This window comes from Mobiluncus curtisii subsp. curtisii ATCC 35241, assembly GCF_000146285.1.
Lineage (GTDB): Bacteria > Actinomycetota > Actinomycetes > Actinomycetales > Actinomycetaceae > Mobiluncus > Mobiluncus curtisii.
Genome location: NZ_GL385912.1, coordinates 1,544,343 through 1,560,062 on the forward strand (window position 1 = coordinate 1,544,343; position 15,720 = coordinate 1,560,062).

Here is a 15,720-nt window from a genome sequence, read left to right on the forward strand (position 1 = left end):
GATTTGGGTATTCTACGTCGTATGACCGTGGCGGGGACAGCGCTGGCTTTGACCCTGATGGGACTGGCTTTGCCTACCACGGCTATAGCGGAGGACCGTGCCGCTTATCCCGGTGCTATTGACCTACCAGCTTGGATTACCGACGGAAAACGTGAACCGATTAAATCCGATGCCTCCCCTCAAGATAACTGGGTGGTGACCGGGAAAGTCGTCACCTATCGCTCCGGGGAGCGCGCCGGTGCGAATGATGACCCGGGTGAGAAACTCGTTGCCGGAATCAATGTGTATGCTCGCTACCAGGCTAATAACGGAGCTTGGTCACCTGTTTTTAAAGCCACTACCAAAGATGCCTCCACAGATTCCAAGACTGGCAGACCCTCGAACTACGCCATCAAAATGCGCGACTTTGTTGATTACAACGGAGAATTGGGGCAATTCCGTCCCGGTGAGGGCAAAGCTCAGCGCCTACAGGTGTGGATTAACCCCGAACAGGTTCCAGGGTATCGACTGACTTTCTCGGAGCGTACCGGCGGGGTCGTACAAGGCTACTCCACTCCCAAAGATTTCAACTACCAGTTCAACCAAATGATGCAGTGGGGATATACTCCATTCGGTAAGTCCACCCAAGTGTCCCAGATGAATATCGGTCTCATTAGAGTCGCAAACTCTGCGGATGAGCTGGACCTTGGTAACGGGGTAAATATTGAGCCTTCTTTGCCTAGCGCTTCCGCGAAAAAAACTTTGAAAGGTTACGTGCGCTGGGAGAACCAAACCCTGAACCGGGGAGGTGGCAACGCCTATGTCGGGCGTCCCAACATCGAGGATTATCCGGTTAATACTCCAGTCGTAGATTACGTAGTGGTCGCAGCCGTAAAAGATAAAAACGGTGCTGTTGAAGCCCGCTGCACCACCACTACGGAGGTGCCAAACGACGATGGGAAATCCCCCAACTGGCAAATTAATTTTCGCCAAGACGTCGATGTTAAGAACATGAAGTTCCAGGTATTCAAAGGGGACTGTCGGCCGGGAAACGTCAGACTCGAAAGATTGCCGATGCGCATGGGTTATTGGAGCCCGTTCCCCACCACGGTAGATAGCTGGGGAACCCCGTTGGAGTCCACCCTCGGCAGTGCAAATCGTGGTTGGACCGGACTGCCGGGGACGTGGGCAAATAACGTCCGGGTATTGTTGCGTCCCCTGCAAATGGAGTTGACCCCCCACGGCACCAATTCGGGTCCGGATGCGGGCACTCAATCTTTCTATGGGGATACAGTCACAGTGGATTACAGCCGGTTGCCGCTGAACACGCCACTGGTGGCGCGTCTGTACACCGGAAAGTTGAACGATGACGGATCGGGACGTCCTATCGATTCCATAAATTTTAAAGCAACAGGTGAAAAAGGCACCGGGTCGCTGACTTTTAACACGCCACTGAAGGGCGACACATTTCAGGAATACTGGGTCGACGTGGTTCCCCAGAAGATTGATAAAAATCCGGAACTGCAGGTGTTGGCATCCCAAAGTTTCCTGTATAAGCCTATTCGGCTGGGAATTAATAGCGGAAAGGTGAACGAAACTGGAGCTTACACGATTTATCAGAAAGCTCCGGATGCCACTTCCAGCGGAGTCAAGCTCACTGAGTGTCAGGTGATTTCAAAGGAACCTATCGATGCCACCACGCGGCAAGATTCCCTGCCTTCCAACTTAAAACGGGACACTTCCGCAGGCAGTAACGGATGTACGTTACAAGGCGTACCGGAGAAATCTGGGACTTACTCGCTGTGGGTCAGGTTCAACTTTACCGACGGCTCCGGCAAGAATCATACCATCGTGCAATATCTTCCTTGGAAAGTCGCTCCACGTCTAAAGCCGCAGATAGAATCGGGAACTCCGGATTCGGAAATGAATAAATTCTCTCCGCTGGAAAAATTCCCTGCCATTGGAGTGCCATATTCCGGTTTGGTTTCTCCCTATGCGGATTGGCAAGGTCGGCACTTCACCTATCAGGTATTTGATTCTGAACCGGGTGCCAGCAGTGTCGCTCTGGAGCCTGCAGCGGATGGAATGGTTAGTCTGCGGGATGGAAGTGTTGATAGTGGGTTAAGGTTTGACCCGGCTACCGGTCAAGTCACCGGCACGACTCAAGCGGGCAAATCCGCCGTTTTTTGGGTGAAAGCTACCGACGAGGATGGTGGAGTCACCCCTGCTGAAAAGTTTGAGATTCACCCCGGCTCGCCCTTGATTTTGCAGCGCGCCCAGTTGCCCACCGGCTCTAGTGGTAGCGAGTACCAGAACGCGAACGGAACCCCGATTGTGATTTGGGTTTCCGGTGGGCAGCCCACGACCGATAAATTGACGGTCAGTGGTGGTCCTGAGCTGTCCCGCAATACCTACTCTAATGTTGAAATTCTGGGGATCTATGATGGTGAGAATCACAAGGTAAACACCACCGATATTGGCGGAATAAACTGTTCTACCCAAACTTCGGGCAACGGTAAATATATTCTCTGTTCGGGCCAGCCCAAGGTGTCTCAAGTCACCACCTATTACCTGCAGGTGAAATACACAGATAGTGCTGGTCGTACCCTCGACGGATCCAAATACAACCTGCCCCAGATCAAAGGCCTGTCGACCCTGTCCGGGGCAGAGGGCTGGCTAAAGATGACGCTGCTGCCAAAAATCACAGTTGATACTAGCTCTGACCCCAACGTAACCAGTATGGAACTGCCCGATGGTACGAAAGGATTGAGTTACGGACCGCAGGACGTTAAGAAATATCTGTCGGGCGGTACCGGGAACTTCGCGAATTATACTTTCAGCGCAGCCGGTTTACCGGCTGGTTTAACCATGGACGCCAATGGTGTAATCACTGGTAAGCCTGTGGAAACTACCACGCTAAACGGGGCGGCGGTTACGGTTTACCTGCGGGGCAAGGACGGCACCGCGGCGGAACGCTCCTCGACGTCCGTCAACTTCACGCTGCGAATCAAGACTGATTTCAAGGCGGTAAAGGATGTTCTGTCCGCGACAGCACGGGGAGGAAATACCTACACTTCCAGAGAGCCGCTGCTTGACATGAGTTCTGCCGGAATTACTGGTGGGGTATCTCCCTACAGTTACAAACTGCAATACAAGTACAGCGAAAACGATGATTGGCAGAATGCCGCCCTTTCCGGGGGGCGCTACCAGGTTCCCAATGCGGATGGTAACCCTTCCGGTCTGTTGCTGGATAGCAACGGCAAACTGGTGGGGGCAACTATGGGCAAAGACTCTTTCCCTCAGCTGCGGGTGGTGGTGACCGATGCTGATACAGTTTCTTGCCAACAGGGATGTCCGGTAAACGTCGGCTTAAACCTGAAACGAGTCGATGACCGACGCCCCAGCGTGGTCGAGGGGGCTTCTCTCACCGTAAACGTAGGGGAAACTGCTACGGGGGCTTTACCGGTAAATGATCCCTCAGGCACGCCCCAAAAATATACAGTCACAGACGCGGTACTGCCGAGGGGAGTCGCTCTCACAGTTGATGAAGACACTGGAGCCTACACCTTAACTGCAACCCATGAGACGAAAGCAGACAATAGCGGTTCCGTCACCCTGTCTGTCACTGGCGCTAACGGCGCGAAAGCTGAGGTAATTTTGCGGGTTCACGTGATGGACCAACGCATCCCGCAGACAAATAATAACGTCGCGATCAGTCTGGAACAGGGCATTCCAGTTCCTGCTACAGCGAAGGTGTCCGGGGCGGTTGACGCGGCGCATTCTCCCGAAATCAAGTGCTTTGTGCCCGCAAACTACGCCTCTGGTGATTGCCCCACTACGGCACAAAAACTGCCCGGACTGGTTGGGGTCACCCTGAAACCGAACGGGACGCTCACCGGCACCCCGGTTAAGGGCGATGTTGGGGAACACCAGGTTCCATTGAAAGCGTTGGGGGTGAATGGCAAATGGTCGGCTGAGTTTAGCACGACAATGACCGTCTCGCCCTCCACCCTGGTATTCGAGCCAGGATTGGCGCCGGGTGGTACCACCGGACAGCCTTATGAGTGGACCTTTAGTCCCGCCACCGGCGCCGAGGGTCTCACCAAGCAATACCTAGTTCTAGATCCGAACGGTCATCCTGTTGACGGTTGTACCGTGAACAACCACGGGAGCAAACCGAAACTCCAGTGTGATGCGAACGCGCTACAGAACAAGGTAACTTACACTTTGCGAGTGAGTGCTGGAACTGGCGACGTTGCAGTCAACATTGACCGGGCATTTACCCCAGCGATTTATCCACCGCTGAAATTTGGAAGCTACACCTTGCCCAGTGCCGCCGTTAAAGCGGTATATCGCCGGAATGACGGCAGTACATTCAGTTTCACCGCTGCGGGGGGTAGTGGCAGCTACGGATTTAGTTTCCAAGCTGGCTCTAAACACCGGAAAGCTACACCTCCGTCCAGCTGTACCGGATGGGCCTTGTATACCACAAACGATGAGTACTCGGGGCTGTGTCTGGAATCTGACGGGCGTATCACCGGAACCCCAACTGTGGCTGGAGTTATTGATTTCTCCAAACTGGAGGTCCTTGATAGCGCGCAGCATCGCGCCGGACTGCCCACAGATGTAGAGAAAATGCTGGTTATAAACCCGCCACTAGAATTCACTACGCCGTGTGTAAAGCCGACGTCCGGCACCGATTACCCGTGCCAGGGCGAAAGGAATCAACCGGTCGCAGCGAACGGAAAACTTAAGATTGCCACCGTGTCCGGCGGTGCTACGCCTTACCGCAATCTGCGGGTGGAAGGTCTGGAGACCTATAACGCCGGAGCCGCTAGCTCAACCCCGAAGTTACGTGCTGAATGGTGTGATGGCAACCAGACATCCAACACCGTCGGAGACATCTGTTTGACTGGGACGTGGTCCAAGACGATGTCGCCCGGATCCTCCCTGAACATTTCCGTGACCGGGGCGGCAGGACGGACCGTCACGGTGGAAGTATTTATCCCGGTATCCACCGACCTGAAATTCACCGATAAGCCGTCCGGTGCTTTGCCCAGGGGAGTGACCCTGGAACAAGCCACCAATGGTGGTAAACCTGGCAATATCAGCGATACCGCCTGGGACAGTGTGAAAGATAACGTTAAATCGGGTCTGCCCACTGTGGGTATTAGCTTGGACAAGGACGCCGTAAAGGACGGTAATAGTGGAGGCGTTCCAGCTTTGGTTAAGGGTGGGGTCGGTCCTTACACTTATCTGACCGTGCCCTGCGACAACACCGATGCATCCGGTAACTGTGCCCTAGGGGACACGGGTTTGTTCTTGGACAAGTCCACGGGTCAGCTCGTGGGCACTCCGAAACCCGGTACCAGCGCTGCTGTAGTGGTGAGCGTTACCGATTCGGATTCCCCGGCGCAAACCAAGAAATCCAACCTGGTGTTTTCTATCGCGGATACCCGAAAGCCAGTGGTGCGCGCGACCAAGATAAACGCCGAGGTTGACACCGCTGTGCACCAGGTCATACCGGTTAATGACGGCTCCGGGCAATACCGGAGCATCTCAGATTCGGGCAAACCTAGGTGGATGAGTCTCACGCTGACCAATAATGTACTGACCGTTACAGGAACGCCCGAGTCAGGCGACGTCACAAGGGCAGATGGCACGTTTAGTGTGCAGGTGACGGATGCGAACGGTAATGTCAGCGAGTCGGCCACCATTACTTACACCGTTGAGGATAACCGTGTCCCGGACTTGAGCAGTCTGACGAACGGCTCCAGCAGGGACTTGACTGGAACGGAAGGTCAAGGTATCCAAGGTTGGACACCCCTGCCTAAAGATGCAGCCGGTTACGGTCCAAAGATTACAAAATGGAAGGTTGAGGGGCTGCCTCAGGGGGTAACCTTCAACCCCGCCACCGGCACGCTTTCGCCCAATAAGATTGCTTCTGGTGAATCGGGGACCTACCCCATCACCATTACTGCCACGACCGAAAACGGTAAGACCGCCACCATTGTGAAGACACTGGAAGTACGGGCTTCTGACCTGACAGTCACGGAAAGTAAAGTCCAGAATCTGACCGGGGGACAACTGACCAGCCCCGTCACGGTAGCGACCGTGAGTGGCGGAGCTGGCAACTACGGCTTAGACGTGCAGGGGTTGCCGAATGGCGTTACCGCGGAACTTGATAACAGTGGCAACATTGTACTGAAAGGTACAATACCTGCGGGGAATAACGACTTCCCCGTGACGTTTACTGTAAGGGATGCGGACGGGGTGGAGCGGACTCTCACCCGCACCTTGCACATCGGCGCGGGATTGTCTGTCGCCAAGACCACCATGCCCACTGCCACCATTGGTAAGGCATATGAGCAGCGCTGCTTGGGAGTTTCTGGGGGAACCGAGCCTTATGGAATTAGTGGAACTCTGAACGGCTTGCCCGAGGGTATGGCACTGGCGGCAAATGCTGGCGGCAAGGACATTTGCTTGACAGGCACGCCCTCCGGCAACGCAGGAGCGTTTACGGTTACTTTCACCTTGCAAGATTCTGCCACCAATCCGCCAGCAACCAAAGAGGTGACACTTACCATTCCGGTGAACGACGAGTTCACCGCAAACAGACCAACACCGCCTATGGGCAACTTGTATGTGGGCAGTAAAACTACTGACTTTACTCCCACGGAGGGTAAGGGTGACACCTGTTATGGACTGGACGCGTCTGGAGCGTGCCAGAAAGCCAAGTTTACCTATTCGGCGTCTGGCTTGCCCGCGGGGCTGTCCATTAATCCTCAGACTGGGGTGATTTCCGGTACGCCGACGGAGCCGGTAAAGAACCGGGAGATTAGCGTGACGGTAGCTTCCAACGCGCCTGGTGGCGATGCGGTAACCCAAACATTCATGATTACGGTGGCTTCGGCATTTTCCAACCCGGAAAATCAGTTCCACATGCCATCTGCAGCCAGCTCAACTAGTCTGGACGGAAACGGCACGGTTAAGAACGACAGCAACCAGGTACTGTCCGCTCCGGAGATTAAGAAAAACGGACAAGTTATTGCGACAGGAAAGTACTCCATCCATGGCGGTACCCCTGACTCGCAGGGGAACTATCCACTGGGCGATACCGGTCTGGCTTTGACTCCGGACGGGAAACTTGTCGGCACTCTCAAACCCGGACAGCCCCTGGCAGCTGGCAACGACGGCACTTTTGGCCTTGGGTCATACGCTGTGGTTCTTCAGGATGACGCTGGCGGTGACCAGATTGGTCCTCAGACGATTGCATTTACCGTGACCGATACGCGCAAGCCTGCTATTACGGTAACCAGCGCCACTGTTGAGGTCGGGCAAGCAGCCGATATCAGCATTGGGGTGACCGGTGGATCTGGAAAGATTGACACGGTCGAACTAATGAGTTGTAACCCAGGCAACAACAACGTGAGAGTGGATGGAGCCACAATCAAGGTGTTGGCAGCTGCTTTTACCAAAGGTGGAACTACGGCCTGCCAGGTTAAAATCACGGACCACAACGGTCTAGCCAAGACTGAACCGTTCACTATTAAGGTCAACGATAGCCGTCTGCCGAAGTTTAACGCGAGCAATCGGGAACGCTACGCTTGGCAAGGTCTGGATTTCGCCAAAGTCACTTTGGGGAGTAATACTAAACCGGGCATTCCGGTGATGACGTGGCTGGTCGACCCTGCCACCGACGCTTCGGCAGCGCCGCTAAAGACAGTAACAATTGCTGGCTTGCCCGAAAATTTCAAAGTTACCTCCCAAAATGGAACAGTTACTGAGAACTCCGGAGCTTACACGTGCAGCAACCCAGCAGATTGCACCATTGTGGGTTATGCTGCCAAAAATGTCATCGGGATACCGTTCTTTACCCTCACGATTACGGCAAACACCCAGAACTCGGAGCGGCAACCGACCAACCTCACCGCCAGAAAGTCGATACCGCTGCGCGTGTTTGCCTCCCCACTCCAGCTAAACACCAAAACTCCTGTCGGTATGATTCGCGGCGCAGCCAACTATAACTCCCCGATCGGCACAGTCGACTATCTGGGCGGAACCATTACTCCGACTACATCGGCGGGACAGGCTTTTCTCAACAGCCCTAGCGCCTGGGACGGCACTTACGCCTTAGACAACGCCAACTACGATATTGTGAAGGTCACGGCGTACAACCGCAACGGAACAAGTTCAGAAGTGTCGGGACACGGTCTGACCATAACCGCCGCAAACTCTGTTGCTGCAGCGATGCCAACGGGAAGCCAGAAGGCGCAAACCTTGACGCTAAGCTCCGCAGGCACTGATGCTATCCCGCGGGGAACCACGTCCCTGGCGGTCGAACTGAAAGTCACAGATGGACACGGAATTGTGCGTAGCGCCACCGTGAACATTCCGGTGGTGCAAAAGCTGGAATGGGCTGGTCCGCCGTTTAATCGTGCCGACTCCACGGTGAAACTGGATACCATCGGGGTGCAAGGCGCACCCTATCCGGCGTATTACGCCCAAGCCAAGGGTGGGGACGGCAGCTTCAGTACCTCTCTCGCTGAGGAAACTGTTGCCATTCGGACTGCTGTGGATGCTGACGCGAAAGCCAAGTTCAATGGCGGAACCAGCTATACCGGGTACAAGGGTATTACCCCGGTGTATTGCAAAGCGCAGGGCAAGATTCAATCTGATACTCGCCCGAAGTGCTTCCCCATTCCCGGCTTGGGCGGGACTATTCCTGCAGATAATGCCTGGAACAATCCGCTGACGGCTGACCATCAGGGTCTGTTTATGCTCTCTAACGGGAAACTCTCCGGGTCTATCCCCGTAGATGCCGCCACCGGCGTCCATACCGCTCAGGTCTTGGTCATTGACGGCTCCGACCAGCTGATCAAAAAGACTTTCTCTATTAAGGTTGAAAAGAAACTGACCCTGACCATAGATAATAATAATGAGTTGCCAAAAGGTAAGAAGGGTGTCTGTTACGGCTCCACCACGGTGAAACCTGATGGCGACGGAAAATGCCCCACCACGGGAGACGGTTCCGGGGTTCAGGTTGGCACCTATGGCGGTACCAATGGTATTACCGCGAAGTGTGAACTTATCCCGCAGGTAGCCGGACTTAAGGTCACCTGTACCGGAGGCAAAGTCACGATTTCTGGTGCCCCGACCCAAACTTATGACGGCAACGCCACTGTCAAAGTCGCCTTGACCGGTGGCGCGGGTCAGAGTGTGGAAAAGACTGTGCCGTTGTTGATTGAAACTGACATGATTTTCAAAGACCACTCCGCCATTGGCGCCGACGTCAAAGTGGAAACCCAACTGGATGGCACGCAAAAAATCGAGGTCAACACCACTGCTGACGGAAACAAATTCCCCAAGGTGAAGCTGGACATTGAGGGAGGGGTGCCACCATACACCTACCACGTAGAAAACAGTGATGGTTCAGCGGTTTCACCCGTACCTTGCCCCGCAGGTGTAACAAGCACGACTAGCAAGCCGATAATGTGCTACCCCATCGGCACCACCGGTCTGGTTCTAGACTCAGAGGGTAACGTCCACGGCACTCCCATTCCTGGTGGCAATGCGGACGGAAAGCTCGTCGTCGCGGACTCCGACACAACCTCGCGCACTAAGAAAGCCGCTATCACGGTGAATATTGCCGACCAGCGTCCTCCACAGGTCTACGACCTCACTATTAACACGACTGTAGGTGCAACCTCCTTGAGTGGTTCTACCCAACTGGTAGCAGAGGATCCGCAAAACCCGACGGTTGACCCCAGCAGCTCGAATTGGACCCCCGAACAAGTCAGAGCTGCGAGTCAAAAAGGCTTCCACGCCAAAGAACCGGTCAATACGCTGGGAACGGTAAAAGGTTGCTCGGCGAGTTCTCTGCCGAACTGGTTGACGCTCGGATCTAACGGGGCGATTTCCCTGGTCAATGGCGAGCAAGTTCCGATTGCGGCGGCGGGGCAAACGCTGCGGTTCTGTGTGTGGTACGTAGGTCCCAACGGAGTCAACGCTCCGAAACCCGCTGTGGTTAGCGTGAACGTCACCGACCAACGCCGCGTAACTATCGACAGTGGAAACGGTGGCACCAAGGAGGTCAAGATTGGTAAGCCGGTGAACCCGGACCCAACTACGCTGGTGGAGGCTAAAATCCCAGCTGACATGGTAGGTAACACCAGTAAACCTATCACGGTTAAGAAACTCAACCCCAACGGAACCGCTTGTGCCGGCAACGATTGCAAGTTCACCTCTGACAGTGCCGGCTTTACCGACAAGAGTATCGATGGTCTCACCGTCACCGGATTGAACTGCACAGGGAGCGCCGATCCGCGCAGCTGCTCGGTTACCGTCACAGGCACCCCGACCCCTCAGGCAGCCGGGAATCATCAGCTGTCCTACCAGGTCATCCTGCCTAACGGGCAGACCCAGATTATTTCCCACACAATTTACATCCCGCCCTACGACCTGGCGTTGAGTGTGGAACCGATGAGCCCGGCGGTCGGGGGACTGGAATATCTCCAAACGTCCAAGCCCGTTCTGGCTGTGGGAGGTTCAGGCAAATACTGGTTCCAGCTCTGGGATCCGAATTACCCGGTAGCTGACGCTTCTGACCCGAGCAATAAAGCGAAGGTTGGGAACATGGACTTGGTGACTACTGACAACCAGGTGAAACTGAAGTGGATTCCCACTACGGTCGACCTTGCACAAGCGCAACAGGGTAACGTTCCGGTCACCATCACCGTGTGGGATAAGGATGCCTGTCACATGCGACCAGCAGACCTGGTTGAGAACAAACCGGGACCGGCTAGTTGCCCCTACCAGGTCACCAAGACGGTTAAAATCCCCGTACATGCTGCCCCTGAAACTGCGGAAATTAACGTCCCGGATGTCACGGAAGGCACCCGCACCCCCGCCCCGTCGGTTTACACCGGCAGCGGCAGACCGGAACTGACACTGCTTAACACTGTGCCGACTGGCAACGAGGACTTATTTGAGTTCGACGCGAACTCGGGTGTCGTCACCTTGAAAGCGAGCGCGCGTCCCGGCACTTATACCGCTGTGATTCGTCTTACTTTGCCGGGTGTTGCCATCCCGTTTTACCGTAACGTGACCTTTACGGTAAAAGAGAAAACCGTCACCGGTCCCACCCCCACCCCAAACCCACAACCCGGCTACGGCTCGAGCGCTGCAGGTAATTCTGGTGCGGTCTATGACGATTTAGTGTTACGTCATGGGGGACGTGACCGGATTGGTACGTCTCTGGAAGTGCTGGATTACTTTAGCGAGAGATTCGCTACGCCCAGCTTATCGAAACAGAACGCTGTGCCGGCTTACAGCGAGTATGCTGGCAAGGTGAATCGTCCGTGGTCAGATACGGCGGTTTTGGTGCGCGACGATGACTATCCTGACGCTTTGGTCGCGGGTCCCTTGGCGGCTAACTACAACGCGCCAATTCTGATGACCCCGTCTAAACGGGTCCCGCAGCGAGTTGTGGAGACTTTGCGCAGACACGGATTTACGAAAGTTATCCTGGTGGGCAATTCCAGTGCTATCAGTGCCGGGGCGGTATCCCAATTGCAAAATGCTGGCTTCCAGGTGCAGCGCCTGGGCGGTCAGGACCGTTACCGAACCGCGGGAGTCGTCGCTGATCACCTGTTGGCGTCACGCGGTCGGGATAAATCCGACGTGTACCTGGCGACCGGTGTCGACTTCCCGGATGCTTTGAGCGCATCCTCTGCCGCTATCAAGAATGCCGGTGTGGTGCTGCTGACTCCTCGCCGGACTGTGGATGGAACCAGTCAAGGGTGGATGAACTCAGCCAAGACTGCGAAGGTAGTCGCAGTAGGTGGACCGGCGGTAACAGCCGCCGAACGGTCGGTGCATCTCGATGAGAAGCAGGTGGGTGCCGACAGGTACGAAACTGCGCAAAAGGTCGCTTCGGCTTACTTCCCGCCGAATCCGGGACGCATCGCTGTCGCTACCGGCAAGGACTTCCCCGACGCGACCCTGGCAGCGTCTCTGACTGCCCGTACCGGCGCGCCTTTGGTGTTGACCAGGGTGAACACCTTAACTAAACCTACTACCCAATTCCTTACCCGGAATCGCGCCAGTGTCCGCAAGGTTGACCTGGTCGGGGGGACCAGAGCGGTTTCTGAGAAAGTGCGTGGTGAAATCTATCACGCCCTGCGTTAATTTCCTGGATGTAGCGTGAAATAGCAAAGAGCAGGTTTTGTACTGTTTAGTACAAAACCTGCTCTTTGTGTCCGGGAAGCGTGCTGGATTCGTTTGGTTTCTGAGACGGGGTCAGTTTTTTGACCCGGTGTTGAATATAGCTAGCGATGATTTTCTCGGGGCGCATCAGGTTTCGCCGCGGTCAGTGGGGTAAGCGTTGGCGGTAAAAAACTGGGCGATTCTGGCATCCAGAATCGCCCAGTTTCAACCGGCGGGTGGTTGGGTTTTGGTGGTGTTGATTACCTGCCGGTTGAGGGGGTTTATTCAAATAGCTTTCACAGTTGGGATGGAGCGGCATTGCGAACTGCCAACGCCATCGGAACCGTTTTCAAATTTACCCGTTTCACTCATAAACAGCAACTAAACTCGTCCGACCTGGCTGTTGCGTAAATGACTGAAAGCTCTCGAATTGAGCGGGGTCTTCCACGAAAAATGCGTGTCAAAATTACATGGGTGGTTCCCGCCTATGCGACGGGAACCACCCAGATTAGTTTGCGTAATTCGCCGAAATGCGACCCGACCTCGTGCACTGACCGGCGCGCATCCGGGGCGTGATTTAGTCGGGCAGGCGCTTGCCGGTGGCGGCGCTAAATACATGCTGATGACCGGGGGTAATCCGCACATTCATGACGCTGCCAGGCTTCGGAGCGGTACGTGGAGGTACCCGCACGACCAGGTGATCTTCTGTGACCGAACCCGAAGTCCCCTGTTCTGCACCGTCGAGGTGACCGTAGACGTAGCCGTCCGAACCGAGTTCCTCGATGATGTCCACCACGATGGGCATCACGCCATCGCCGGTGTCGGTGGTGATTTCCAAGTCCTCGGGACGGAACCCAATCGTGACCTCGCCACCGTCAGCGTCGGTTAGGGCGCTGCGCTGCGCGGCGGAAATCGGCAGGGAGGCGCCGTAGAGAACCGCTTCTTCGCCTTCCACCTTGAACTTGCGCAGGTTCATGGAGGGAGATCCGATGAAACCTGCCACAAAGTCGTTTTCGGGGTGCTGGTAAAGCTCATCCGGGGACCCGACCTGTTGCAAAATGCCGTCCTTAAGCACGGCAATCCGGTCGCCCATGGTCAAGGCTTCGGTTTGATCGTGGGTCACGTACAGAGTGGTCACTCCCAGTTTGCGTTGCAAGGACGCAATCTGGGTACGGGTCTGCACGCGCAGTTTTGCGTCCAAGTTCGACAGTGGTTCGTCCATCAGGAACACTTGGGGCTTACGCACGATGGCACGACCCATGGCCACGCGCTGACGCTGACCACCGGACAGGGCTTTCGGCTTGCGATCCAGGTATTCGGTCAAGTCCAAGACCTTGGCGGCTTCCTCGACGCGCTTAGTAATTTCGTCTTTCGGAGTGCCCGCAATCTTCAGCGCAAAGCCCATATTGTCTCGCACTGTCATATGCGGGTACAGGGCGTAGTTTTGGAATACCATCGCAATATCGCGATCTTTGGGCTGCACATCGGTAACGTCCTTGTCGCCAATCAGAATGCGTCCAGAGTTGACTTCTTCCAAACCTGCCAGCATTCGCAGCGAAGTAGATTTACCGCAGCCGGAGGGACCGACCAAGACCAGGAATTCGCCGTCTGCAATTTCCAAATTAAGCTCATCCACCGAAGGGGTGGTGTTGCCCGGATAGATACGTGTTGCTTTGTCGAAAGTAACAGTTGCCATAATAATTTAATCCCTTCACCGGCGGGTACGCGCCGGACGATCCGTTGTAAAGGCTGGATATGAAAATTTGTCGGCAACGGCGCCGACTTGACCATTATTCCAGATTCGCGCGTTCTTTTTCAGGTTTTTATGCAAAAGATTTTTGGGGGTGGGTTGACGGGCACAGGTTCGTTCCGATTAGTGGTGTAGGGAAGCTGAGGCGGGGGTTGGTTATACTCGATTACATGAGCGCAAACGCCGAGTTATTGGGTGCCGAGATAGGCGGGTATGTCTTGGAGCGCCGGCTCGGGACAGGTGCCTCCGCCACGGTCTATCTGGCCCGTGACGGTGCCGGTAATCCGGTGGCGTTTAAACTGTTGGCTCCCGACGCTGATTTGGGGCAGCGTGATGGCGATGCCCGGGAGCGGCTTCGTTCCGAGGCGTTAAGCTTGAAACGGGTCAAAGTTCCTGGGGTAGCTGCTGTGATGGACCTGGAAGTCGACGGGATAGATGCTTTTATTGTTACGGAATACGTCCCCGGTCCGACCCTGGCGGAGGATGTGCGGGTTGCCGGCGCTTGGCAGCGCGAGGACGCTTTGGAACTGGGGAACCTGCTGGCTGACACTCTGCGCGCAGTGCATGAATCCGGGATTTGCCATCGTGACATCAAACCTGCCAACGTGATTCTTGGACCGAACGGTCCAGTGCTCATTGACTTTGGGATTTCTTCCGTTCTGGAAAATACCAGCGGGCTGACACGAACCGGTTTGGTGGTAGGAACTCCCGGATTTATATCACCGGAGATTATCGAGGGACAAAAGGCGGGTTTTGCTGATGACTGGTGGGCGTTAGCGGCATTGCTGCTGTTTACTCTGACTGGGCGACCTCCCTTTGGAACCGGCTCGCCGACGGTGATTATCTCGCGGGTGCTGGCTGGGAACCCCGACGTGGAAGGGTTGGAAGTGCCCGTGGCGGAGGGTTTTCGCCGTGCTTTTGCTCCCCAGGCTCGGCGTAGCGTGGATTTCGCTGAGCTGCTCCGAGTCGTCGAGTTTGGCGCGAACAGTGCGGAAACCGCTACGACCGCGCTTTTGACCCCGGCGGTTCCGAGCGAACCGGGATACACGGTGGTGATACCCCAAGAATTGAATGGTCGGTACAATCTTGCGGGGGTGGAGAGTCTCTCTGCCGGGATGGAATCCGCTCCGGAATGGTCTGTGGATGAAACTGGCGAAGTGGCTGTCACCTGGGGGAATGTGGATTTGCCAAATCCCTCGACGAGCGTAGATTCCGAGTCTTTCGCCAGTGTTGCTACGGGTGAACCCGGCGTCAAGCAAACCCCCGGTATGCTGCCTTTCCTGGGACTGGTTGGCGCGCTCGCTTGGACCGTGTGGGTTCCGTGGCAACCGGCAGTGTCCGGAATTATCGCGGTGCTCGGCTTTTGGGTGGCGGCAGTGGCGGGCTGGCATTGGCGTTCGACCCGGAAAATTCTTTCGTTGCCCGGAGCTTGTATCAAAGGCTTGGTTAGCACCATACCCGCTGCTGTTATTTTGGCGGTGGCGCTGCTTACAGTGGAGGAAATCCTTTACGGTCATAGAATCATGCTGCCCTCCGCGCTGCCCGACACCGTCACACTTTTTAGAACAAGCGTTCCAAAAAGTGTTTATGTCGCACAGGGTCTGTCCGGGGTGGCGCTGCTGACGGCGTGGTGGATTCCGCTCAGCGTCCCGCTGCGGATTGGTGCCAGGCGAGTGCTGCGGGCAGTTTTACCCACTCCGATGCGGCGTCTCATCTTGGGGTTGGCACTAGCGGGATTGGTCGCCGTTGTTTTCGTTCTGGCTTGAGATGGAGACGGAAGGGCG

The 15,720-nt window shown here is 55.5% G+C and carries 3 protein-coding genes; 2 read left to right on the top strand and 1 reads right to left on the bottom strand.

All coding sequences use genetic code 11. The features are described 5' to 3' along the window. Positions 1 to 3 precede the first annotated feature (3 nt). Complete coding sequence (locus tag HMPREF0574_RS06770) at positions 4 to 12,168, top strand: cell wall-binding repeat-containing protein (RefSeq protein ID WP_236585947.1); 12,165 nt, start codon at positions 4 to 6, stop codon at positions 12,166 to 12,168. A 595-nt stretch (positions 12,169 to 12,763) separates the two neighbouring features. Here HMPREF0574_RS06770 and HMPREF0574_RS06775 read toward each other — a convergent pair. After that, positions 12,764 to 13,882 (bottom strand): ABC transporter ATP-binding protein, encoded by a 1,119-nt coding sequence (locus HMPREF0574_RS06775; RefSeq protein WP_004007985.1) that lies wholly within the window; start codon positions 13,880 to 13,882, stop codon positions 12,764 to 12,766. Positions 13,883 to 14,106: 224 nt separating this feature from the next. Between HMPREF0574_RS06775 and HMPREF0574_RS06780 the strand changes: the two genes are divergently transcribed. Continuing rightward, complete coding sequence (locus HMPREF0574_RS06780; protein ID WP_036324953.1) at positions 14,107 to 15,702, top strand: serine/threonine-protein kinase; 1,596 nt, start codon at positions 14,107 to 14,109, stop codon at positions 15,700 to 15,702. Positions 15,703 to 15,720: the final 18 nt, after the last annotated feature.